At 62.9% G+C, this 23633-nt stretch carries 23 protein-coding genes; 10 read left to right on the top strand and 13 right to left on the bottom strand.

Annotation, left to right across the window (positions count from 1 at the left end; translation table 11 throughout):
* Positions 1-239 (bottom strand): cytochrome c biogenesis CcdA family protein (locus O7A61_RS20505; protein ID WP_337131356.1); only part of this gene is annotated, 239 nt, incomplete at its 3' end.
* A gap of 170 nt (positions 240-409) precedes the next feature.
* Between O7A61_RS20505 and O7A61_RS20500 the strand changes: the two genes are divergently transcribed.
* From O7A61_RS20500 to rpmG, 8 genes are all read left to right on the top strand, one after another.
* Positions 410-787, top strand: coding sequence for a COG4315 family predicted lipoprotein (locus O7A61_RS20500; protein ID WP_337131355.1), 378 nt, complete (start codon positions 410-412; stop codon positions 785-787).
* A gap of 343 nt (positions 788-1130) precedes the next feature.
* Positions 1131-3764 carry a type I DNA topoisomerase gene (topA, locus tag O7A61_RS20495; RefSeq protein WP_337131354.1) on the top strand — a complete coding sequence of 878 codons (2634 nt, stop codon included), beginning with the start codon at positions 1131-1133 and terminating at the stop codon, positions 3762-3764.
* Positions 3765-3769: 5 nt separating this feature from the next.
* Complete coding sequence (rnr, locus tag O7A61_RS20490) at positions 3770-6076, top strand: ribonuclease R (RefSeq protein ID WP_337131353.1); 2307 nt, start codon at positions 3770-3772, stop codon at positions 6074-6076.
* A complete protein-coding gene (locus tag O7A61_RS20485) occupies positions 6076-6510 on the top strand; it encodes a DUF983 domain-containing protein (protein ID WP_337131352.1) in 435 nt (144 codons plus the stop codon). Before rnr ends, O7A61_RS20485 begins: the two co-directional genes overlap by 1 nt.
* 73 nt (positions 6511-6583) lie before the next feature.
* On the top strand, positions 6584-7324 hold the full coding sequence (locus O7A61_RS20480; RefSeq protein WP_337131351.1) for an NUDIX hydrolase: 741 nt from the start codon (positions 6584-6586) through the stop codon (positions 7322-7324).
* 78 nt (positions 7325-7402) lie between these two features.
* Entirely contained in the window at positions 7403-8581 is a 1179-nt protein-coding gene (locus O7A61_RS20475; RefSeq protein ID WP_337131350.1) for an MFS transporter, read from the top strand.
* Positions 8582-8693: 112 nt separating this feature from the next.
* Positions 8694-9152: a hypothetical protein gene (locus tag O7A61_RS20470; protein WP_337131349.1), complete on the top strand. Its 459-nt coding sequence runs from the start codon at positions 8694-8696 to the stop codon at positions 9150-9152.
* A 155-nt stretch (positions 9153-9307) separates the two neighbouring features.
* Positions 9308-9475, top strand: coding sequence for a 50S ribosomal protein L33 (gene rpmG / locus O7A61_RS20465; RefSeq protein WP_006201775.1), 168 nt, complete (start codon positions 9308-9310; stop codon positions 9473-9475).
* A gap of 107 nt (positions 9476-9582) precedes the next feature.
* Here rpmG and O7A61_RS20460 read toward each other — a convergent pair whose 3' ends face one another.
* The 9 genes from O7A61_RS20460 to O7A61_RS20420 form a co-directional block, all read right to left on the bottom strand.
* Positions 9583-10650, bottom strand: a complete 1068-nt coding sequence (locus O7A61_RS20460; RefSeq protein WP_337131348.1) for an ABC transporter ATP-binding protein — start codon at positions 10648-10650, stop codon at positions 9583-9585.
* A 4-nt stretch (positions 10651-10654) separates the two neighbouring features.
* A complete protein-coding gene (locus O7A61_RS20455) occupies positions 10655-11503 on the bottom strand; it encodes a carbohydrate ABC transporter permease (protein WP_337131347.1) in 849 nt (282 codons plus the stop codon).
* Complete coding sequence (locus O7A61_RS20450; protein ID WP_337131346.1) at positions 11503-12426, bottom strand: carbohydrate ABC transporter permease; 924 nt, start codon at positions 12424-12426, stop codon at positions 11503-11505. The genes O7A61_RS20455 and O7A61_RS20450 overlap by 1 nt, the downstream gene beginning before the upstream one ends.
* Positions 12427-12639: 213 nt before the next feature.
* A complete protein-coding gene (locus O7A61_RS20445; protein WP_337131345.1) occupies positions 12640-13917 on the bottom strand; it encodes an ABC transporter substrate-binding protein in 1278 nt (425 codons plus the stop codon).
* A 29-nt stretch (positions 13918-13946) separates the two neighbouring features.
* Positions 13947-15134, bottom strand: coding sequence for a PLP-dependent transferase (locus O7A61_RS20440; RefSeq protein WP_337131344.1), 1188 nt, complete (start codon positions 15132-15134; stop codon positions 13947-13949).
* Position 15135: 1 nt separating this feature from the next.
* A complete protein-coding gene (locus tag O7A61_RS20435) occupies positions 15136-15864 on the bottom strand; it encodes a FadR/GntR family transcriptional regulator (protein ID WP_140770827.1) in 729 nt (242 codons plus the stop codon).
* A 100-nt stretch (positions 15865-15964) separates the two neighbouring features.
* A complete protein-coding gene (locus O7A61_RS20430) occupies positions 15965-17503 on the bottom strand; it encodes an FAD-dependent monooxygenase (RefSeq protein ID WP_337131343.1) in 1539 nt (512 codons plus the stop codon).
* 551 nt (positions 17504-18054) lie between these two features.
* Positions 18055-19428, bottom strand: coding sequence for a PleD family two-component system response regulator (locus O7A61_RS20425; RefSeq protein WP_337131342.1), 1374 nt, complete (start codon positions 19426-19428; stop codon positions 18055-18057).
* Between the two features lie 33 nt (positions 19429-19461).
* Complete coding sequence (locus O7A61_RS20420; RefSeq protein ID WP_006334976.1) at positions 19462-19833, bottom strand: response regulator; 372 nt, start codon at positions 19831-19833, stop codon at positions 19462-19464.
* 246 nt (positions 19834-20079) lie between these two features.
* Here O7A61_RS20420 and O7A61_RS20415 point away from each other — a divergent pair, with 246 nt between their 5' ends.
* Both O7A61_RS20415 and O7A61_RS20410 read left to right on the top strand, forming a co-directional pair.
* Positions 20080-20379 carry a DUF3572 domain-containing protein gene (locus O7A61_RS20415; RefSeq protein ID WP_027144983.1) on the top strand — a complete coding sequence of 100 codons (300 nt, stop codon included), beginning with the start codon at positions 20080-20082 and terminating at the stop codon, positions 20377-20379.
* Positions 20376-21038 (top strand): hypothetical protein, encoded by a 663-nt coding sequence (locus tag O7A61_RS20410; protein ID WP_027144984.1) that lies wholly within the window; start codon positions 20376-20378, stop codon positions 21036-21038. The genes O7A61_RS20415 and O7A61_RS20410 overlap by 4 nt, the downstream gene beginning before the upstream one ends.
* A gap of 61 nt (positions 21039-21099) precedes the next feature.
* On the opposite strand, the gene O7A61_RS20405 is transcribed toward O7A61_RS20410, so the two are convergent.
* From O7A61_RS20405 to O7A61_RS20395, 3 genes are all read right to left on the bottom strand, one after another.
* On the bottom strand, positions 21100-22677 hold the full coding sequence (locus O7A61_RS20405; protein WP_337131357.1) for a hypothetical protein: 1578 nt from the start codon (positions 22675-22677) through the stop codon (positions 21100-21102).
* A gap of 69 nt (positions 22678-22746) precedes the next feature.
* A complete protein-coding gene (locus O7A61_RS20400) occupies positions 22747-22926 on the bottom strand; it encodes a hypothetical protein (protein ID WP_337131340.1) in 180 nt (59 codons plus the stop codon).
* Between the two features lie 12 nt (positions 22927-22938).
* Positions 22939-23514, bottom strand: coding sequence for a GNAT family N-acetyltransferase (locus O7A61_RS20395; protein WP_337131339.1), 576 nt, complete (start codon positions 23512-23514; stop codon positions 22939-22941).
* Between the last annotated feature and the right edge of the window lie 119 nt (positions 23515-23633).

Below are 23633 nucleotides of genomic sequence, written 5' to 3'. Positions count from 1 at the left end.
GCGCCGGCACCGAGCGCGACGAACACGGTCGAAAAACCGAGCACGAAGGCGATCGAGGAATAAAGCAGCGCGCCGCGCGCGCCTTCGCGGGCCGTCGCGCCCGCATTGCCGCGAAAATCGTCGACCGACACGCCGGCCATGTAGCAGAGATAGGGCGGCACCAGCGGCAGCACGCATGGCGACAGAAACGAGATGGCCCCCGCCCCGACCGCGCTGACATAGCCGATATCCAATGCCATTTCAAAGCTCCGACTGTTTGGCGACGATATAGCTGCACACGGGTTTGTCCGCCAATCACCATCGTGAGGCAAGTCATCGCGGGCCGGGGAAGAAAGCACATGCGCAGGGCGTTGACACAACGAGGCCGCGACTTTCCGCGCGCCTGCGAATAACAGCCACGGAGATTTCCATGAAAACGACAACCGCAGCGCTGGCCGCGCTTCTGCTCAGCACCGCCGCCTCCTTTGCCGCAGAGGCGTGGAAGGAAGCCGATGTCGGCGGCACCAGGATTTATACCGATGCCAAAGGCATGACGCTTTACACCTATGACAAGGACGAGAAAGGCAAGAGCAATTGCTACGACAAATGCGCCACCAATTGGCCGCCGCTGAAGGCGAAGGCCGGCGCCAAGGCCGGCGACGAATGGAGCGTTGTCGATCGCACCGACGGCACCAAGATGTGGGCCTATGACGGCAAGCCCGTCTACACCTTCATCAAGGACAAGAAGACCGGCGACATGAGCGGTGATGGCGTCGCCGGTGTCTGGCACGTCGTCAAGGCCGATTAGGCCTGCCCCTGCTCCCTGCCCGCGGGCGGGCAAGCTGCTCGCCGCATTCCTCTGTTCAGCCGGCGGCCAGCATCGATCGACGGCAGGCGAGCGAACGGCTTTCCACGACTCGCCCGGAGTTTGAAGCGGCCGTTTCCGCCGACTCCCGACCGCCGTCGCCTTGACCGAAATTCTGTGATTTTCTCCATACACTCTAAGAGTGTATTGCTGCCGGCACCTCTGCAATTTGGCCCCTTCCCCTTGACCGGATGCAAAAGCGCGGCCATGTGAGCGACGAACAGAACCGAGATTTCGTCGCGCGCAGCGGAATTCTTCTGCCGCATCACAGCTGATATGAGACCTCATGGACGTCGTCGTCGTCGAATCGCCGGCCAAAGCGAAGACAATTAACAAATACCTGGGCAGGAACTACAAGGTTCTGGCCTCGTTCGGCCATGTCCGCGATTTGCCGGCCAAGGATGGCTCGGTGCGTCCGGATGAAGATTTCGCCATGTCCTGGGCGGTCGACACCGCGTCCGGCAAGCGTCTCGCCGATATCGCCAAGGCGGTCAAGGATGCCGACGGCCTGATCCTCGCCACCGACCCGGATCGCGAAGGCGAAGCGATCTCCTGGCACGTGCTGGAAGTCCTGAAGCAGAAGCGCGCGCTGAAGGACAAGCCAGTCAGCCGCGTCGTCTTCAACGCCATCACCAAATCGTCGGTGCTGGAGGCGATGGCCAATCCGCGCCAGATTGATGCGCCGCTGGTCGACGCCTATCTCGCCCGCCGGGCACTCGATTACCTCGTCGGCTTCACGCTGTCGCCGGTGCTGTGGCGCAAATTGCCGGGCGCCCGTTCGGCCGGTCGCGTCCAGTCCGTGGCGCTGCGCCTGGTCTGCGACCGCGAATCCGAAATCGAGCGCTTCATCCGCGAGGAATACTGGCAGATCGCTGCCATCCTCGGCACACCGCGCAACGAGACCTTCGAAGCTCGCCTGACCGCATTCGAGCGCAAGAAGCTGCAAAAGCTCGACATTTCCAATAAGGCGCAGGCCGACGACATCAAGGCAATGCTCGAGGGTGCTACCTTCAAGGCGCTGTCCGTCGAAGCCAAGCCGACCAAGCGCAACCCCGGCCCGCCCTTCACCACCTCGACGTTGCAGCAGGCAGCCTCGTCGGGTCTCGGCTTCTCGGCCACGCGCACCATGCAGGTGGCGCAGCGGCTCTATGAGGGCATGGAGATCGGTGGCGAAACCACCGGCCTGATCACCTATATGCGAACCGACGGCGTGCAGATGGCGCCCGAGGCGATCGACGCCGCTCGCGATGCGGTCGCAAAGGAATTCGGCCCGAAATACTTGCCGGAAAAGCCGCGCCAGTACACCACTAAGGCCAAGAACGCCCAGGAAGCACACGAGGCCATCCGCCCGACGGATTTCATGCGCACCCCGGCGTCGGTCCGGCAATATCTCGATGCCGACCAGGCACGGCTCTATGAGCTGATCTGGAAGCGCGCCATCGCCAGCCAGATGCAGTCGGCCGAGATCGAGCGCACCACTGTCGAGATCGAGGCGCTGAATGGCGCCCGCACGGCCGAGCTTCGCGCCGTTGGCTCGGTCGTCCGCTTCGACGGCTTCATAGCCGCCTATACCGACCAGAAGGACGACGACACGGAAGACGAGGAAAACCGCCGTCTGCCGGAAATCCGCGCCGGCGAGCAGCTCGCCCGCCGTGCAATCAATGCCACCCAGCACACGACCGAGCCGCCGCCGCGCTATTCCGAGGCGTCGCTGATCAAAAAGCTGGAAGAACTCGGCATCGGCCGTCCCTCGACCTACACGGCGATCCTGAAGACGCTCGAGGACCGCGACTATGTCACGATTGACAAGCGCCGGCTGGTGCCGCAGGCCAAGGGCCGCCTGCTGTCGGCCTTCCTGGAAAGCTTCTTCGAGCGCTATGTCGAGTACGACTTCACCGCATCGCTGGAGGAAAAGCTCGACGAGATTTCCGACGGCAAGCTCGCCTGGAAGGACGTGCTGCGCGATTTCTGGAAGGATTTTTCCGGCGCCGTCGCCGACATCAAGGAATTGCGCGTCACTGATGTGCTCGATGCGCTGAACGAGGAACTGGCGCCGCTGGTTTTCCCCGCCCGCGAGGACGGCTCCAATCCGCGCATCTGTCCGAAATGCGGCACCGGCAATCTGTCGCTGAAGCTCGGCAAGTTCGGCGCTTTCGTCGGCTGCTCGAACTATCCCGAATGCTCGTTCACCCGCCAGCTCGGCGACGCCGCCAATCCCAACGGGGAGAATGGCGGTGGCGAGGACGGCACCAAGATCCTCGGCAAGGATCCTTACACCGCGGAGGAAATCACGCTGCGCTCAGGCCGTTTCGGCCCCTATATCCAGCGCGGCGAGGGCAAGGAAGCCAAGCGCTCGAGCCTGCCCAAGGGCTGGACGCCTGAATCCATCGATCACGAAAAGGCGCTCGCCTTGCTGGGGCTGCCGCGCGACGTGGGCAAACATCCCGAATCCGGCAAGATGATCTCGGCGGGGCTCGGCCGCTATGGCCCGTTCGTGCTGCACGATGGCACCTACGCCAATCTGGACAGCATCGAGGACGTGTTCTCGATCGGCCTCAACCGCGCCGTCACCGTGATTGCCGAGAAGCAGTCCAAGGGCAAGGGCGGCCGCAACGGCGGCACGCCGGCAGCCCTGAAGGAGCTCGGCGACCATCCGGACGGCGGCGGCAAGATCGTCGTGCGCGACGGCAAATACGGACCTTACGTCAATTTCGGAAAGGTCAACGCCACGCTGCCCAAGGGCAAGGATCCGCAATCGGTGACCATCGAGGATGCGCTGGCGCTGATAGCCGAGAAGGAAGCCAAGGGCGGCGGCAAGAAACCGTTCCGCAAGGCTGCGGCGGCCAAGGCCCCCACAACCAAGAAAACCACAACCAAGAAGGCAGCCGCCAAGAAGCCGGCCGCGAAGAAAAAAGGGTAGAACGCGTGGCGCGCAGGATCACCGGAAGAAGCCACGGCGATCCCCGCACCGCCGACACCCGGGCCAAGGTCAAGGACAACTACCGGCCCTCGCGTGACGAAATCCTGCGCTACATCGCCGAAAACCCGGATCGCGCCGGAAAGCGCGACATCGCCAAGGCGTTCGCACTGCGCGGCGATGACCGCGTCTGGCTGAAGGATCTCCTGCGCGATCTGCAGGACGAAGGCGTTCTGACCAAGGAGCGCAAGCGGCTGGCCCGGGTCGGCACCCTGCCCCATGTCGCCGTGCTCGACATCTTTGGCCGCGATGGCGATGGTATCTTGCTGGCGCACCCGACCGAGGCGGTCGGCCCGGGCGAGCCTCCCGTGGTCTCGATCCGCGTTTCGCGTGGGGGCAGCGGACCAGCGCCAGGCATTGGCGACCGCGTGCTGGCCAAGACGTTTCCGACCGACGATCCGTCGGGGCCTGCCTATACCGGCCGGGTGATGAAGATCTTCGAGAAGCGCACGGATGCCGTCCTCGGTGTCTTCCGTGTGCTTCAGGACGGCAGCTTCCGCATCGAACCGGTGGAACGGCGCCAGCCTGAGCTGATCGTCGACAAGGAATTCCAGAACGGCGCCAAAAATGGCGATCTTGTCGAGGTCGAGCCCGCGCGCGCCTCCCGCTACGGGCTGCCGCGCGCCAAGGTGCTCAACGTGCTGGGTTCGCTGACCAGCGAAAAGGCGGTCTCGATGATCGCCATTCATGCGCACGACATTCCGCACATTTTTCCAGCCGATGTCATTGCCGAATCCGAGGCGGTGAAGCCGGCGACGCTTGCCCATCGCGAGGACTGGCGCGACCTGCCGCTGATCACCATCGATCCGGCCGACGCCAAGGACCATGACGACGCGGTGTTCGCCACGCCTGACATCGACGAGAAAAATCTCGGCGGCTTTATCGCCACCGTCGCGATCGCCGATGTCGCCGCCTATGTCCGCTACGGCACGGCTCTCGACCGCGAGGCCATGAAGCGCGGCAATTCGGTCTATTTCCCGGATCGCGTCGTGCCGATGCTGCCCGAGCGCATCTCCAACGATCTCTGCTCGCTGCGCGAGGGCCAGGATCGTCCGGCGCTGGCGGTGCGCATGACCTTCTCCGCCGATGGCCGCAAGATCAGGCATTCCTTCCACCGCGTCATGATGAAGTCGGCGGCCAAGCTCGCCTACAGCCAAGCCCAGTCGGCGATCGACGGCGTGCCGGACGACAAGACGGGCCCGATCCTCGACACCGTGCTGAGGCCGCTGTGGGACGCCTACGCGATCCTCAAGCGCGGCCGCGACAGCCGCCAGCCGCTCGAGCTCGACCTGCCGGAGCGCAAGATCCTGCTCAAGCCGGACGGCACGGTCGACCGCGTCATCGTGCCGGAGCGGCTCGACGCCCACAAGCTGATCGAAGAGTTCATGATCCAGGCCAACGTCGCCGCGGCCGAAACGCTGGAGGGCAAGAAGCAGGCGCTGGTCTATCGCATTCACGACGCCCCGTCGCTGGCCAAGCAGGAATCGCTGCGCGAATTCCTGCAGACGCTTAGCCTGTCATTGGCGCGTGGTGCGCAGATGCGGCCCAGCCAGTTCAACGGCATTCTGGAGCGCGTACGCGGCGCCGACAACGAGGCGCTGGTCAACGAGGTGGTGCTGCGCTCGCAGAGCCAGGCCGAATATTCACCCAAGAACATCGGCCATTTCGGCCTCAACCTCAGCCGCTATGCGCATTTCACCTCGCCGATCCGCAGGTATGCCGATCTGATCGTGCATCGCGGGCTTATTGCCGCGCTCGGTCTTGGTCCCGGAGGGCTGACGCAAGATGAGGAGGTTCGCCTCGAAGACGTTGCGGTGTTGATCTCCGGCACGGAACGGCGCGCAATGGCTGCCGAGCGCGACACTGTCGATCGGCTGATCTCCGCCTATCTCGCCGAGCGCATCAACGACCGCTTCGATGCCCGTATCTCCGGCGTCACCAAATCAGGACTTTTTGTCCAATTGCCGCAGTATGGCGCCGATGGTTTCATTCCTGTGTCAACTCTGGGCGGCGATTACTACATATACGACGAAACGGCTCGCTCCCTGTTCGGAGAACGCTCGGGCAAAGGCTACCAGCTCGCTGACCGTGTCGAGGTCCGGCTCGTCGAGGTGGCGCCGATGGCCGGAGCGATGCGCTTCGAGATGTTGACCGACCCAAAGCCCCTGCCAGGCTCCAGCAGGTCGTTTCACAAGGCCAAGGGCCGCGCCCGTGCGTCGCAATCGCGACCGGGGCCGCGCGGCAGGAGACGATGATGGAACAACAGGTTTTTGGCGGCGAACATCACTCGGGCCGGATTGCCCGCCCATTGTGGACGGCGATGAAGCGGGGCCTCTTGGGCCGCTGCCCGAATTGCGGCGAAGGCAAGCTCTTCCGCGGCTTCACCAAGACCGTCGAAACCTGCAGCGTCTGCGGCGAGGAGATTCATCACCATCGCGCCGACGATTTGCCCGCCTATCTCGTCATCGTCATCGTCGGCCACATCGTGCTCGGCGCCTTCATGGGTGTCGAGGCGACCTCGACCTTGTCCACCGGGCAGCACATCCTCATCTGGGTGCCCTTGACCATCCTTCTGTCGGTCGCGCTGCTGCAGCCAGTCAAAGGCGCCGTCATCGGATTGCAATGGGCGTTCTATATGCACGGGTTTGGTGGCGAAAAGGGTGTGATCGAGCCGCATCCCGGGGCCTGAAATGTTGGCTGGCGCAACATGCCAATCGTTAGGGCTACTTTCGCATGCAAGAAGTTTCCGCTAGGTCCTGCGCATGGAAGCAATGACCAAGGCGGATGCCGACAAGCTCGACAAGGGTCTTGCCACGCATGGCGGCTGGCCCCTGCGTCCGCGTGACGCCGCGACGCTCATCCTGCTCGACCGCAAGGGCGACGACGTCCTGGTGCTGATGGGACGCCGCCATGCCGGACACGCTTTCATGCCAGGGAAATTCGTCTTCCCGGGCGGCCGCACCGACCCTGCCGACAGCCGCATCCCGACGGCGACCACACTTAACCAGCACGAAGAAGCCAAGCTGACCGCCGGCCCCGGCCGCACCAGCCACGCCCGCGCCCGTGCCATCGCTTTGTCGGCGGTCCGCGAGACCTACGAGGAAGCCGGGTTGCTGATCGGCCGCAAAGGCGCCTTTGCCACGACCAGGCGCGATTGGCAGGGTTTCGTCGAACATGGCGTGGCGCCGTCGCTGGAGGCGTTGCGCTTCGTCGCGCGCGCCATCACACCGCCGAACCGGGTGCGCCGCTTCGACACCCGCTTCTTCAGCGCCTGGCGTGGCGACGTCGCCGTCGAATTGGCCGATGGCGGCCCGACCAACGAACTGGAGGAATTGGTCTGGCTGCCGCTCGCCAAGGCCAAGCAGGCTGATATACCCGACATCACCCGAATGATCCTGGACGAGCTTGAAAAGCGGCTCGCCAATGATCCACTGCTGCGTCCGGGCGGCCCTGTCCCCTTCTACAGGCTTGTCCGCAACCGCTTCACCCGCGAACTTCTCTAGAGCAATTCCAGGAAAAGTGTGACGCGGTTTTCCGTCCGGAATTGCGTAAGATCAAACAGACAGAGTATTCAGCATCTCATGACGGTCGATACCCAACCAAAGGGCGACGAACGCGTACACTGGCTGCCGATGGTGGCGGCGATTTCGTCGATCAGCGTCGTCGGTATCGCCATTGGCCTTGGCATGCCGCTGCTCAGCGTCATCCTGGAAACACGCGGCCATTCTGCCTCGATGATCGGCCTCAACACGGCCGTTGCCGGCCTGGCCTCGATCGCCGGGGCGCCACTGGCCACGCCGCTCGCCATGCGCTTCGGCGTCGCCTGGACGATGATCGCCATGATCGCCGCCGGCGCGCTGGCCTTCGTCGGTTTCCATTTCGCGCCTGATTTCTGGATGTGGTTTCCCCTGCGCATCGTGCTGCACATCGCGCTGACCGTGCTGTTCATCCTGTCCGAATTCTGGATCAGCACGTCGGCGCCGCCACACCGACGCGGCCTTGTGCTTGGCATCTATGCCACCGTCCTGTCGCTCGGTTTTGCCGCGGGGCCGTGGCTGTTCGCCCATCTCGGCAGTTCCGGCTTCAGGCCGTTCGGCGTCATCATCGCCCTGGTGACGTTCGCCGCGATACCGGTGCTGGCCGCGCGCAACGAAAGCCCCACCATCGTGGCCGACAGCGAAACCAGCCATTTCCTGCGCTATATCTGGCTGGTGCCGACCGCGACTTTCGCCGTGCTTGTGTTCGGTGCTGTCGAGACCGGCGGCTTCGCGCTGTTTCCGATCTATGGCAACCGCATCGGTTACTCCGAGGCCGACGCGGCGCTGCTGCTGACCATGATCGGCCTCGGCAACGTGCTGTTGCAGATCCCGATCGGCATGATCAGCGACCGCGTCACGGACCGGCGCTATCTGCTGCTCGCCTGCGCCACGGTCGGTCTCGCCGGCACGATGTTCATGCCGTTCTTTGCCGCGAACTGGCACCTGATGGCCGCGCTGCTTTTCGTCTGGGGCGGTGTCGTCGCGGCCATGTACACGATTGGCCTTGCCCATCTCGGTTCGCAGCTTTCCGGCCACGAACTGGCGTCGGCGAATGCCGCTTTCGTGCTCTGCTATGGCGTCGGCATGGTGCTTGGTCCGCAGGCGATCGGCATCGGCATGGACAGTTTCGGGCCCTCCGGTTTTGGCTGGTCGCTCGGCCTGTTCTTCGCCGCCTACATCGCCCTGGTCTGCTTCCGGCTCGTCCGCAAGATACTCCTGTAGAGCCCAACCGATCGTTTATCGGCACGGTGCAGCGGCAGGCTGCTGACAGAACCGTGTCAGCAGCTACCGGTTAAAAGGGTGTCCTAAAACACCCTGAACCGAGGACACTCCGATGATCGACAGCGGCTTTGAAACCACTTCGCTGCGAATGACGCTCCTGCTGCTCGTCAGCTTCCAGGCTCCGGCTGCCGATGTCGACCGCATCATGGACGCGGTCGTTGCGATCGCACCGCTGGCCATGGGCAAGTATGACCGCAACGCCTACCAGTCGGCGCACGGCATCGAACGCTACAGGCCGCTTGAAGGGGCCGCGGCCGGCGCCGAAACCGAATTGCGCCGCCGCCCGGGCACGGTCGAGGTTTCATTCGAATTGCCCGATGACCAGGCGCTGGCGGCCCGCGTCGTCGAGGCGATTTTCCAGGCGCATTCCTATCAGGAGCCGGTGATCCGCATCCAGCCGATCCTTGCCAGCCGCTCCAAGGGTCCGGACGACCGCGCCAATCCGAATCGCTGGTGGAACACGACCGGAGACTGGAAGAAGGTTGCGGTATCAGAGGTGGAAAACGCCTGATTATATGCATACAGTGCAGCTTGGGCGGGACACATCACGTCCGCCGGGCTTGACTTTCCAGGCACGTTCTTTATGTGTCGCGCCAAGTTTCCCGCGTCCGGGTGTTTTCCCGTGCTCCAGCGGCCAAAACTCCACGAACATAACGGACTGAGATCATGGCCAAAGCCGCAAACATCAAGATCAAGCTTCTGTCGACCGCCGACACCGGTTTCTTCTACGTCACCAGCAAGAACAGCCGCACCAAGACCGACAAGCTGTCGTTCCGCAAGTACGACCCGGTCGCCAAGAAGCACGTCGAATTCAAGGAAACCAAGATCAAGTAATCTGGGTTTTTCCTCTGGAATGCCGAAACGCCGCCCATCGGGCGGCGTTTTTCGTTTACAAGGCGGAAGGCTCCGGGCTGAGTTCCCTCAGCCCTGGATGAATTCATTCAGCCGATGCGATCGCCACTTTTCGGATCGAACAAATGCAGCGACGTGGGATCGGCCGCAAGCCGCACCATGTCGCCGGGCTTCACGCCCGCGCGGCCCATGGCAAAGACGCAAAGCTGCTGGCCGGCCAGTTTGACATAGAACTGCGTCGACAGGCCGAGCGGCTCCACCACGCCCACTTCGCCTTGCAGGGGGCCGTCATCGGCCAGCCGGATATGCTCGGGGCGCAGGCCGACGGTGATGACGTCGCCATCCCTGAGCGGCAGGCCGTCCGGTAGCCGAAGCTTCTGGCCATCGGACAACACGGCGTCCACCTTGCCGCCCTTCTTCACCGCCGCCGGCAGGAAATTCATCCCAGGCGAGCCGATGAAGCCGGCGACGAATATATTGGCCGGCCTGTCATAGAGATCGAGCGGCGCGCCGACTTGCTGGATCAGCCCGTCATGCATGACGACGATGCGATCGGCCATGGTCATCGCCTCGATCTGGTCGTGGGTGACGTAGACAGAAGTGGTCTTCAACTGCTGGTGCAGTGCCTTGATCTCGGCGCGCATATGGACGCGCAATTTGGCGTCGAGGTTCGACAGTGGCTCGTCGAAGAGAAAAACCTTGGGATCGCGCACGATGGCACGGCCCATGGCGACGCGCTGGCGCTGGCCGCCGGACAATTGCCTGGGCAAGCGTTGCAGGAACGTATCGAGCCCCAGCCGCTTGGCAGCACCATCGACGCGCGCATCGATCGCCGGCTTCTCGGCCTTTCGCAGCATCAGGCTGAAGCCCATGTTCTTCGACACATCCATATGCGGATAGAGCGCGTAGGACTGGAACACCATGGCGATGTCGCGGTCCTTGGGCGCCACGTCGTTGACCAGCCGCTCGCCGATGCGGATTTCGCCGCCGGAGGCTTCCTCGAGCCCTGCGATCATGCGCAAAAGCGTGGACTTGCCGCAGCCGGACGGTCCGACCAGCACAACGAACTCGCCATCGGCGATCTCAAGATCGACCGCGTGCAGGACGCGCACGGCGCCGTAGTCCTTACGAACCTTTTCGAGTGTAACAGAGGCCATCGATCTATCCTTTGACGGCGCCGGCGGTCAGGCCGGTGACGAGATAGCGTTGCAGGAAGGCGAAGAAGATGCAGACCGGGATCAGCGCCAGGATCGACGCCGCCATCATCTGCCCCCAATCGACGGCGAACTTGCCGATGAAGGTGAGCAGGCCGACGGCGAAGGTCTTCTGGTCGTCGCTGGAAATCAACATCAGCGCGAACAACAGTTCGCTCCATGCGGCGGTGAAGACGAAGCCCAGCGTCGCGCCCATGCCGGGCAGCGTCAGCGGCACGATCACCCGGCGCATTGCCTGCGCGCGGGTGCAGCCGTCGATCATCGCCGCCTCCTCCAGATCCTTCGGGATGCCATCGAAGAAGGACTGCATCAGGAAGGTGGCGAAGGCGGTGTTGAAGGCGGTGTAGATGATGATCAGCCCGGTCAGGCTGTTGATCAGGCCGATCTGACCCATCACGCGGTAGATCGGCGGAATGACCATCACCAGCGGAAAGGTCTGGGTCAAAAGGAGCAACAGCGCCAGTGCAGCCTTGCCGCGAAAGGTGAAGCGCGACATGGCGTAGCCGGCGAGCGTGGCGATGACCGTTACCAGGGCCGCCGTCGACACCGAGACGATGACGCTGTTGAGGAAATAGCGTGGAAAGTCGGAGGCTTCGAGTACGGTGACGAAGTTCTGTAGCGTCATGTGCGACGGCCAGAATGTGATGCCTTCGGAATAGAGCAGCCGCTCCGGCGTGACCGAGATCTTCAGCGTCCAGTAGATCGGGAACAGAGCGAAGACCACATAGGCGGTGATCGCGGCGTACAGGCCGATGCCGCCGAAGAAGCGCTGCGGGGCTGAGCGTCCAGCGATCATCAGGCGTGTCTCACAAGCGAGCGGCGGATGGCGATCAGCACGATCGCATAGGCGATAAGCAGGACGAGCAGCAGCACGGCCACAGCCGAGGCATAGCCCTTGTCCAACGACTTGAAGGCGCTGACATAGATGTAGACCGGAACCGTGTTGGTCGAGCCGGCCGGTCCGCCCTCGGTCATGACGAAGATCAGGTCGGCGAAGGTGGCGATCCAGATGGTGCGCAACATCACCGTGATGGCGATGGTCGGCGCCAGGAACGGCAGCGTGACCTTGGTGAAGCGCTGCCACGGCGAAGCGCCGTCGATCGCCGCCGCCTCATGCAGTTCCGAGGGGATAGACTTCAGCGCCGCCAGTAGCGTGATGGCGAAGAACGGAATGCCGAACCAGACATTGGCGATGATCGGCCCCCACATGGCGGTTGAGGGATCGGAGAGAACGTTGGTCGGTTCGGCTTTCAGCCCCAAGGCGAACAGCCAGTGTGGCAGCGGACCGACGATCGGGTTGAACAGCCAGGCCCAGGTCAGCCCCGACAGGAAGGATGGCACCGCCCAAGGCAGGAAGACCAGCGCCTGCACCGCCTTGCGGCCCCGAAACGGCTTGTCGAGCAGCAGCGCCAGGCCAAGACCGAGGAAGAACTGGAAGAACAGGCTGGTCACCGTCCACCACAGCGTGTTGATCAGCGCCTGACCCAGCACCTGATCCGACAGCATCGCCTGATACTGCCCGAGCCCGACATATTCGGATTTGAAGGCCGAGAATTTGCGGAAGGAGTAGCTGATGCCGATGACCAGCGGCACGAGCAGCACCACGACCAGCAGGATGATCGCCGGGCTGAGATAGAGCCAGGGCTCGATCGTCGCGTAGGAGAGCCGCTTATTTCGCGGCCGCCCTGCGGATCGAATTTCGGATACGGCATAGGTCATTGGCTGTGGACGTCCTCCGGGGGCACGGCGTTGGCGACAAGCGTCCTTCTCCCCGTTTTACGGGGAGAAGATCCCGGCCCACCCTCCGCAGCTGCTGCGGGGGACGGGCAGGCGGATGAGGGGCGGCGCCAGCTTCCCAGAACACAGCGCTGCCCCTCATCCGGCCCTATCGGGCCACCTTCTCCCCGTGAACGAGGAGAAGGAAAGAGGCGCTTACTTCTTGTTCTTCGCCAGCCAGTCCTGCTGTTCCTTGGTCAGGAAGGCAGCCCATTGATCGGCGACGTCCTTGGCCGTCTTCTGGCCAAGCAGCACTTCCTGGAAGTTCTTGATGGCGACCTGGTCGACGAAGTTGCCGAGGTTTTCCAGATGCGTGGGCGGTGTCACCATTTCATATTTGGAACTGTCGCTCAGCTCCGTGAACCAGCCCTTGAACTGCTCGGTCTTGAAATGGGGATCCTGCTCGGCGCCCTTGTGGATCGGCACGACGCCGACTTCCTTGGCCCATTCCAGATTGTCCTTTGGCGAAAGCAGCGTTGCCATCAGCTTCCAGGCGTCGTCCTTGTGCTGGGAATTGGCGAACATCGCCCAACCAGCATAGCCCAGCGTTGGGTAGGATTTGCCGCTCGGTCCGACCGGCAGCGGCGCCACGGCGAAGTCGTCGGCGCTCATCTTGTCGGCGATGCCGAGCAACGCGTCCGGATCCTGGTTGAGCATGGCGCAGGTGCCGGAATAGAAACCGGTGACGGTCTCATTGAAGCCCCAGCTCACGGAATCCTTCGGCGCAAGACCGTTCTTGTACATGTCGGCCAGCATCTGCAGGCCCTTGACCGAGCCCTCTTCATTGATGGTCGAAGTGCCGTCCTCGTTGAAATAGCCGCCCTTGCCGGCAGCGATGTTCATGAACATGTGCATGCCGTTGAAGGCGCCCGGCCCGCCGCGCAGGCAATAGCCATACTTTCCAGGGATGGCGGAGATCTTCTTGGAATCGGCGACGAAATCATCGAGCGTTGCCGGCGGGCCGTTGAGACCGGCCTCCTTGAACAGCTTCTTGTTCCAGAACAGCGCGTTCACATAGTAGCCATAGGGGATCATGAACTGGGTGTTGTTCACGGTCGAGCCGAACTGCTTGGCGCGGTCGCCGAGCGTCTTGGCGTCGTCCCATTTGGCCATATAGGGGCCGAGATCCTCGAGTTGGGCGTTGTTGGCGTAAAGCCCCATCCAGCGTTCCGGCATCTCGACCACATCGGGCGTATCGCCGGCCTGCACCATGGTGAGGAATTTTTCGAAGGCCTGGCCCCAGGGCAGCGAGACGAGCTCGACCTTGACCCCAGGATTGGCCGCCTCGAACTCGGCGATCTGCTTTTTCAGGAATTCGGTGCGCGGCGGACTGGTGATCACCTCGACCATTTTCAGGGTCGAATCGGCCAGCGCGCCTCCGGCGGAAATCGCCAGCCCCGCGACGGTGGCAAGCATGACGGTCAGTTTTTTCATGTTCAAGACTCCCATTTTGAACCCGCTTGTTATTTTCTGGCTTTTTCGAAGGCCTGGGCGACATCCGCCCAGAGATCCTCGACACTTTCCAATCCGACATTGAAGCGGATGGTTCGGGGGCTGACGCCGAAGCGCGCCATCGAATTCAGTCCCGGCGTCTGTTCCAGCGACGCCTTGGCCGGCACGACCAGGCTCTCATGCCCGCCCCAGCTGACGCCGATGCGGAAATATTTCAACGCGTCGACGAAGACGGGAATGTCGATATCCTCGGTAACCTCGAACGAGAACAACCCGCCATAGCCGGCAAGCGTCGCCTTGCCCGGATGGTTCGAATAGACAGGGTGGTTGACCCGCTCGACATTGCCATGCGCCTTCAGCCGCTCGGCGATGGCAAGCCCGCTCTTCATGTGGTGCGGCAGGCGCAGCGGCAGCGTGCGCAGGCCGCGCAGCAGCAGCCAGGCCTCGAACGGCGACAGTTTGCCGCCGAGATAGGAATAGGTCTGTTCGTTGATATGCTTGATGTGCGCGGCCGAGCCAGCCACCACCCCGGCAACGGTGTCGCTATGGCCGCCGAGATATTTCGAGGCCGAGTGCAGCACGAGGTCGACGCCGTGCGAGATCGGCTTCTGGAACACCGGCGTCGCCCAGGAATTGTCGATGGTGGTGACGATGCCCTGTTCCTTGGCCAACCGGGTCAGATGCGGCAGGTCCTGGAGTTCGAACACCATCGAGGTTGGGCTTTCCAGATAAAGCAGCTTGGCGCCGGGCAATGCCCCCGCGACCGCATCCGGGTCGGAGCCGTCGACATAGTCGACCTTGATGTTGAGCCGCGGCAGGAGGCGTTCGAACAGCCGGTAGGCATCGCCGTAACAATTGCGCACCGCAACGATGCGCTCGCCCGCTCCGACGAAGGCAAGCACGGTTGCGCTGATCGCCGCCATGCCGCTGGAGAATCCGCGCGCGGCCTCGGCACCCTCGAGCGCGGCCACGCGCGCCTCGAACTCCATGACCGTCGGATTGTCGCCGCGCGAATAGATCGGCTGCTTTCGTTTGCCGGCAAACGTATCAGCCATTTCGGCATAATTGGCGAAGGTGAACAGCGAGGTCTGGTAGATCGGCGGCACGACGGCGCCGCCTGGGAACGGCTCGTCATGCGCCAAAAGCGTCGCCGCCTCGGCGAGAGAGTCTTGATCGAAACCGGCTGGCTGCTCGTTCATCTCAGGTCCGAAGTTTGAGTTTGGCCGCACCGCGCTTCAGGTCGTCCTCGACGGTGGCGATGAGCTTCAGCGCCTCGGCGCGAGCGCCCCGTGGATCGCGTGCCGCGATGCATTCGTAGATGGTGCGGTGATAGGGAAAGCTGGCATGGCCGAAATCGCGCACGCCGAGCGGATGCTCCCAGAAGCGATGGAACAGTTCGTGCATGGCGGCGATGATCTGTTCGAACAGCGGATTTCCGGAGACCCGGTAGATCGCCTGGTGGAATTCCCAGTCCTCTTCCGACGACATGCCGTCAAGGGTGCGAAACGCCTGCTCCATGATATCGAGCTTGCGTTCGATCTCGGCAATGTCGGCCGGGCTTGCCCGCTCGGCGCACAGCGCCGCCGCTTCCGCTTCCAGCGCGCGGCGGATTTCCAGCGTCTGCATCAGGCTGGTGAAGTCATTGCCGCCCGCCAGCGTCAGCGGCAGATGCAGCATGTCGGGCGAGACGGCCGCCTTGAGATAGGTGCCGCTGCCTTGCCGGCGTTCCACCAGGCCCAATCCTTCCCACCGCGTCAGCGCCTCGCGCACCGTGTTGCGGCTGACCTTGAGCCGTTCTGCCAGGATGCGCTCGGTCGGCAGTCGCTCGCCAGGCTGCAGGGCCTCGGCGCGAACGAAACCCACCAATGCCTTCAGCACGGCGTCGTCGCGCGCCGTCGTCTGAATGGGTGGCAGGCTGTTCTGGTCCACACTTCCTCCAAGTGGCCCAATGGTCCAACCAATTTCTGCACAGATGGGCCCTCCTGTCAATCGCTTGTCAGGAGGCAACCAGTCTTCAGCCTGTGGAAGGTCATGACGCGCTGCGTTCAAAAGGATACCCGGCCGCGGCAGCCGGTCCGAACCATCTGGTCAGCGCATCGGCCAAGCCCTGTTGCGTCCCAAGTCCGACCCAGGCCACGTATCCATCGGGCCGGATCAAAACCGCGTCGGGTGCAGCGACCGTTCCCAGTACAGGAAGCTCCCAGGCACCGGCATACCCGGCATCGATGTGCCGGATGCGGTCGAGCCAAGGCGCGGTGTCCAGCCTGCCTGGTTCACCGAAATTGAGGAGCAGCGGCCGCGCGTCGTGCAGCAAGGTAAACAGCCGTAACGGCCCGTTGGCGGTGAGCAGGTCGAGATCGGGCATGCGCCGCCCAAGCAGCGCGTGCCCTTCCCCGAGGTCGTAGTGGGCACCCAGGCCGGACATCTCCGCGGCGATCCGTTTGCGTGGCCCGTCCATGGCGAGCAGCTCGGCAAAGGTATCGCTCAATGCCTTGGTGCGTGCATCCATACGACGAAGCGCGACCTGCGCGAGCGCGTTGCGCAGCACGCGGGCGGCGGCCGGATGGCGTTCGGCATGGTAGCTGTCGAGCAGGCTGTCCGGTGATACCAGCTTGACCACCTGTGCCAGTTTCCATCCGAGGTTGACCGCGTCCTGCACGCCGATGTTGAGGCCCTGTCCGCCCATTGGGGGATGGATGTGCGCGGCGTCACCGGCCAGCAGCACACGTCTGTCGCGGTAGGCGGCAGCCTGGCGCGTCATGTCGGTGAACCGCGAAATCCAGGTCGGACTGTGGACCCCGTAATCGGTGCCGTACACTGCGACGAGCGCCTCGCTGAGATCGCGCAGCGTCGGTTCGCCACCAATGGTCAGTTGCCTCTCGGTCAGCACGACACCCACCCGGCCACTTTCCTCAATCTTGCCGATCGCATGAATACCGTAGGCGTCGCTGCGAAAACCCAATACAGGTTCGTCCGCCATCTCGACCTCGGCGATCATCCAGCTCATCGTCGGATCCCATCCGTCGAACGCGATGCCCGCCGCCTTGCGGATCATGCTGCGTCCGCCGTCGCAGCCGACGAGATACTGGGCCCTCAGGCACCGGCCACCGGACAGATCGACGTCGACGCCACCATCATCCTGTGCGAAACCCGTGACATCCTGTCCGCGATAGATCGGCACCCCCAACTCGCTGATCCAGTCGGCCAATATCCGCTCGATATGGTTTTGCCGCAGCGCCAGCAGATAGTTGTGCCGCGTGGGAAAATCGCTGATGTCCAACCGGATCATGTGAAATCCCACGGACGGCGAAGGCTGTCCCTGCGAGAGGAACCGGTCGGCAATTCCGCGCTGGTCGAGCACCTCGATGGTGCGTGCGTGCAGGCCACCCGCCCGCGAACCGATGAGTTCCTGATTTGGCCGCCGCTCGACAATGGCCACATCGACGCCAGCCAACGCGAGTTCGCCGGCCAACATCAACCCGGTCGGACCGCCTCCGGCGATCACCACCGCATGGTCCCGACGCACTTGGCCTCTTGGCAGCTGGCCCCTTGGCAACAATTCCAGCATTCGCCACTCCCGTTTCCGTTGACCTGGGTCGCGGTTTTACGGGAACAGCCGGGTCTTGCCGCAAGCCCCTTGTGCGCCATATCTATGAAATGGAGGGGTAGCTTCTCTCCTCCACTTTTTGTGAACGGCAGCGAAAGGCACGACCTTGCGAAATGATAGCGCGCGAGGTGCAACTGAAGCCGTTACAAATCAGGTTCAGACCCTGCCGCGCACAAAAAAGCCCCGGCACTTCCGGGGCTTGACGCAGATTCCTAATGTCATATCGGGAAAAGGGGGCCGGTCGGCGTTTGGCAGCGGTACGAGGAGGCCACTATGTGCCAGCGCCGGCCGGCCGACCCCACGGACCCAGGAGATGCGGCGGACCTGAGCATCATGGGGTATTCCTGAGGGACCGAGCCGGCGATCTACCCTCGTGCCGGCTTCGTCTTGGCCTGCACATTCACGCAAGAGCTTTTGAAAATCAACAGTTTCTTAACCAAGGCTCGCGAATCGCTTGGATTAAGGTAAATGGGTAACCCTGTTGGCTTGACCGGATAATCAGGCTCGGACCCTCAGGCCGCCTTGGCAACGACGCGGTTGCGGCCGCCGCTCTTGGCTTCGTAGAGCGCGAGATCGGCGCGCTTCATCAGCGCCGCCACCGTATCCACGCCCTTCAGCACCGATGACACGCCAACGCTGACGGTGACCTCGATCGTCTTGCCGTCGGCACCGATGGCGAACGGCATCTGGGCGATTTCGGCGCGGATGCGCTCGGCCACTTTCTCGGCCACGGTGCCGTCGGTGTCCGGCATCACCACCACGAACTCCTCGCCGCCGAACCGGCAGGCAAGGTCGATACCCCTGACGTTCTTGCGCAGCCGCCGTGCGAATTCGCGCAGCACATCGTCGCCGCCGTCATGGCCGTGCGTGTCGTTGATTGACTTGAAGCGGTCGAGATCCGTGATCATCACCGACAGCGGCCGGCGCCGCGCCACGGCGCGGTCGAACAGCGTCTGCAGATGGCTGTCGAGATAGCGGCGGTTGTGCAGACCGGTCAGGCCGTCGGTCACGGCCATTTCGATGGTCTGGGTAACGCTGGCGCGCAATTGGTCGTTGTAGCGCTTGCGGCGCACCTGGGTGCGCAGCCGCGCCGTCAGTTCCTGCTGGTCGATCGGCCGCATCAGATAGTCGTTGATGCCGAGTTCCAGCCCGCGGATGATGCGCTCCTCCTCGCCCTCCTCCGCCAAAAGGATGATCGGCACGAAACGGGTGCGGTCGAGCGAGCGCAATTGCGAGCAGAGCCTGAGCGGATCGAAATCGGCGAAGGCCGTCGAGATCATCACGCATTCATAGGGCGTTTCGGCGGCTTGAAAGAACCCGGCATGCGGATCGCCGGTGACGTCGAGGTCGGCCCGGTCGCGCAACATCTTCTCGATGCGCTCGACCGACGATTTGCGCTCATCGATCAAAAGCACTTTCGGCGTCGTGTCCTCGGACGCGAAATTGCGGCTCAAAAGTTCTTCGATGCCGATGTTGCGTGTGGTCGAGGCGCGCAGCCGAAGCTCGTCGGTCAACGACTTCAGGCGGACCAGGCTCTTGACGCGCGTCATCAGCTGCAGATCGTTGACCGGCTTGGTCAGGAAATCGTCGGCGCCGGCCTCCAGCCCGCGCACGCGATCGGAAACCTGGTCGAGCGCCGTGATCATCACCACCGGAATGTGCGACGTCGCCGGATCACTCTTCAGCCGCCGGCAGACCTCGAACCCGTCCATGTCGGGCATCATCACGTCGAGCAGCACGACGTCGACCTTGCCGTTCTCGCAGGTCTCGATCGCGTCGGGCCCGTTGGTGGCGGTCAGCACCTCGAAATATTCGGCCAGCAGCCGGACCTCCAGCAGCCTGACATTGGCAGGGATGTCGTCGACGACGAGGATCCGCGCGGTCATTTCACAAGGCTCCGGCTCGGCTGGAAGGGAACATCAGGCATCGCCCAGATAGGATTTGATGGTTTCGATGAAGCGCGGCACCGAGATCGGCTTCGAAATATAGGCCTCGCAGCCGCCCTGGCGGATGCGCTCCTCGTCGCCCTTCATCGCGAAGGCAGTCACGGCAATGACCGGGATGACGTGCAGATCGTCGTCCTCCTTCAGCCATTTGGTCACTTCCAGCCCCGACACTTCTGGCAGTTGGATGTCCATCAGGATGAGGTCCGGCCGGTGCTGGCGCGCCAGGTCGAGCGCTTCCAGACCGTTGCGGGTGCGCACCGTCTCGTAACCGCTTGCTTCGATGAGGTCCCGAAAGAGCTTCATATTGAGCTCATTGTCCTCGACGATCATGACCTTCTTAGGCATCGAAATCCCGTCCCGGCCGTCCTCCGCCCGGAGGCGGCCGTCATGCGCTCTTTCCTTGGACGCACCAAACCCTGCTTCACGATACGACAATATGATTGACGAAACGGAAACCCGTAGCCTGCAAAGCAGCACGAATTCCGCCGCGCCTCCCGCGCATCCAAAAGGCGCGCCGCGCTCTAATGGCTTGCCGCAGCCAACTCTTGCCATTACTGCGGGAGAGACTCATTCCACACACCGAAGGTAGTGATGGCAAACGCAGCGTCAATGCGCGAAGAGGCCGAAACCATTGCCGTGAAGGCATTGGGCTTCGTTGCCGCCGATCCGGAGCTTTTACCGCGCTTTCTGGCGATCACCGGAATAGAGGCGCATTCGATCCGCCGGGCGGCCGGCGAGCCGGGTTTCCTGGCCGGCGTCCTGCAATTCATTCTCGCCCACGAGCCGACTTTGATGCGCTTCGCCGAGGAGACCGGCACGCCACCGGCGGCTGTCGGCAAGGCGTTGCGCGCCTTGCCGCTTGGCGATGACAATCACGAGCGTTCCACATGAGCGATGATCCCGAAACCGCGCGCCAGATCGAGGAACTGGCGGCTGACGACAGGCCGCTGCTCGTGCTCGACGTCGACGACGTGGTGCTCGAATTCATCCGCCCTTTCCCGCATTTCCTCAAGGCGCGTGGCTATGGCCTGACGCTGGCATCCTTCCGGCTGACCGGTAACATTGCCGAAACGGCCAGCGGCCGGCTGATCGAACAACCCGAAGTCGCGGCACTTTTGGGTGATTTCTTCGACGCGCAAGCCGATTGGCAGAGCATCACCGATGGAGCCGCGAAAGCTTTGACGGGGCTTGGAGACCGCGCGGAAATCATATTGCTGACGGCCATGCCACACAGGCATCGTGCCGTTCGCCGCGCGCATCTCGACGCCCTCGGGCTAAGCTATCCGCTGCTGACCACCGAAATGGCCAAGGGCCCGGCGGTGGCCAGGCTGCGCGGCAAGACCGGGCGGCCGGTGGTCTTCGTCGACGACCAACCGGCCAATCTGGCGTCGGTGCGGGAATCTGTCGCCGACGCAAATCTTTTCCACCTGATGGCCGACAATTCGCTGCGCTCGTTCCTGCCGTCGGTCCCGGACGATGTCATCGTCGTCCAGGATTGGCACCAAGCCGCGCCGAAGATCGCGGCCGCGCTGGGACTTCAGGCGCTTTGACGCACTCCCGCGCGGAAAACCGCTTTACACTTTTCCTGGAATTGGTCGAGGGCTGAAACCCTCAAGGATTGAGCTTAGCCCCTGCCCCGCCGTTAGCGCTGCCGCCATTGTCGCCGCCACCATTGTCGCTGCCACCATTGTCGCTGCCGCCGCTCTCGTCGTCCGAGCCGTCACCATCGTCGACGCTGTCGTCCACCGCTGGGTCAGCGGGCTTCAGCATGACGCCGTTGACGGCGACCGAGCCGTCGGCCTTGGTGTTGATGACCCATTCCAGCTTGCCGTCCGGCAGCGTCTTGGCAAAACCCTTCGCCATGAGAGCGACAGGCACGTACTGCCCGACCTCCGGCTCCGCCTTCGCTGCTTCCTGCAGATGTTCCATGATCTTGTCGAAGCCGGCGACGTCGACAGTGAGATTTGCGTCAGGTTTCTGGCCGAAGCTTGTCATCTCGCCTTCCAGCGCGATTTCCATGTCCTTGTTCTTCACGGTGCTGTGGCCGATGACGACCTTCGGCGTCTTGGCAAGGAAGTCGGCTTTGAGCTGGTCGCCGAACTCGGCCGGCAGCGGCGGATTCTGATTGAGGTCAAAGGCTTCGATCGCCTTCTTCGCCATGCTGTCGAGATCGATGTTGGCGCCGCCAAAGTTCAGGTCGATATCGGTGGGCAGCAGCGCCACGCTCCAGCTCGGCAAGAGCTGCTGCGGCACGGTCAGCCCCGAAGCCTTGATGCCATAGCTGATCTTGCCATTCTGGGCGACGCCGTCGGAACCGAACGCTATGCCGAACTGGGTTGCCCCGAACGTGCCGATCGGGCTGTCGACCGCGAAATCCTGGAAGCCATAGGTTCCCTCGATACGCTCCCACACGGGAAGTGCTGCAAGCAGAAGCGACTTGAGCTGCGCCTGGTTTGCCTTCAGCGTCTTCTCGTCCTCATTGGCCACGGCAAACGCCAGCAGGTCGAGCAGAGGCTTGGTCTGCACACCCTTGCCGCCGGCGTTCACAGAAAATTCCGGCGACTTCACGGTAACGGGAAAATTCAGCCCGCTCTCGGGATCATTGAATTTTATCGCTTCGACGAAGTTCGAAATCTTTTGCGATGTCGTGAAATCGACGCCGCCATTGGCCGCCTTGGTCGCGGAAAGCGTCACGGTGCCTGCACCAGCGCTCGCCTCCATCTGCTGCTTGCTATCCTGCGACGACATCGTCATCCCGGCAATTGAGCTCGTGGCGCTGGTGAAGGCTGCCAGCTTGGGGTCATAAACGCCGCTGCCCTTGCCGTCCTTGATCGAAAACCGCGTGCTTTGCTTTCCCTGGGGGCCGTTGAATTCAAAGGACGCGCTCTGCGAAAAATCCATCGAGACATCCCAGGACCCATCACTGCGCGGCTTGACCAGCAGGGCGTAGGGCGCAAAGTCGAATTTCATCAGCTTCTGGTCGGGAAAGCTGCTGGCAAGCGCCTTGAAATCGAACACGATCTTGTAGGCGTCGCCTTCGGCCGAAACCTTCAGGATACCCTTATCGAGCGCCTGTTTGCCGACATAGCGGGATAGGTCATCGGACAATTGCTTGGCGCCCTGGTTGTCGACGGTCTGGCCGAAAGCAGGCGCACTGAGCAGAAGCGCGGTAAAGGCAATTGGCAACATACGGTTCACGGGAATTCTCCGTTCGGTCGAAGGCAAAATTCGTTTCGTATCTCTGGTAGGGAAATACCATCACGACTGCAAGACGATGACGGCCAGGCATTCGGCTTCAACACCAGCCACGGCGAATGGATCGTCGACCAGCCGCGCAATCTGGCACCGCTGCAGAATAAAGGATTCAGTTTCGCCCCGTTCCCCTAATTTCCTCATGAGCAAAATCACTTTGCCGTAGAAAATACTATGCAACTGCAAGCTGAAGTTTTCCTACAATGTCAGCCGCATCAGCGGCCGGCCGGCCTTGCGCTCCACAAGCCTCTCGAACCCGGCCTTCTCGAAGACCCCAGATGAGCCGACAAACAGGCCGATCGAACGCGAATCGCGGGACAGGTCGATCGGGCAGGCCTCGAGAAGCCGCGCGCCGTTCCTGCGGGCGAAATCGATGCCGCCTTCGACGAGGCGGTGCGTGATGCCCCTGCCGCGCGCTTTGGCGCGGATGAAAAAGCAGGAGATCGCCCAGACGGCCGGATCGGACGCGTCGGCGGGATCGATCGGCGCCGAGCCCCTGCCCTTGTTGTTCCATTCGGGCACGTCGGCGCGTGGCCCGATCTGCATCCAGCCAACCGCCTTGCCATCCTCGAAAGCCAGCAGGCCGGGCGGGGGGCCGGCCTCGATGCGCGCCTTGATGTGGTCCTTGTTGCGTTCACGGCTGCTCTCGCGCCGCGCCGCCGGCGCCAGCCGGAAATGCGTGCACCAGCAGCCATAACAGGCGCCCTGCTTGCCAAAAAGGTCCTCGAACTCAGGCCAGAGCTCAGGCGCCAGCGGCACTACGGTTGTGCTCATCAGGCAACCTCACGATTGCGTTGAATCAGTTTAAGAGCTGATTGGGCGTTGGTCCCGCGCCACCGTAACGACCGCCTGTGGTGCTCGCCCTTCGAGGGCCCGCATGAGACCTGCGGCGT

It is taken from the genome of Mesorhizobium sp. Cs1321R2N1 (assembly GCF_037179725.1).
Taxonomy (GTDB): Bacteria; Pseudomonadota; Alphaproteobacteria; order Rhizobiales; family Rhizobiaceae; genus Mesorhizobium; species Mesorhizobium salmacidum.
The sequence above is the reverse complement of the archived record's forward strand: the minus strand, read 5'-3'. Positions and strand labels throughout refer to the sequence as shown.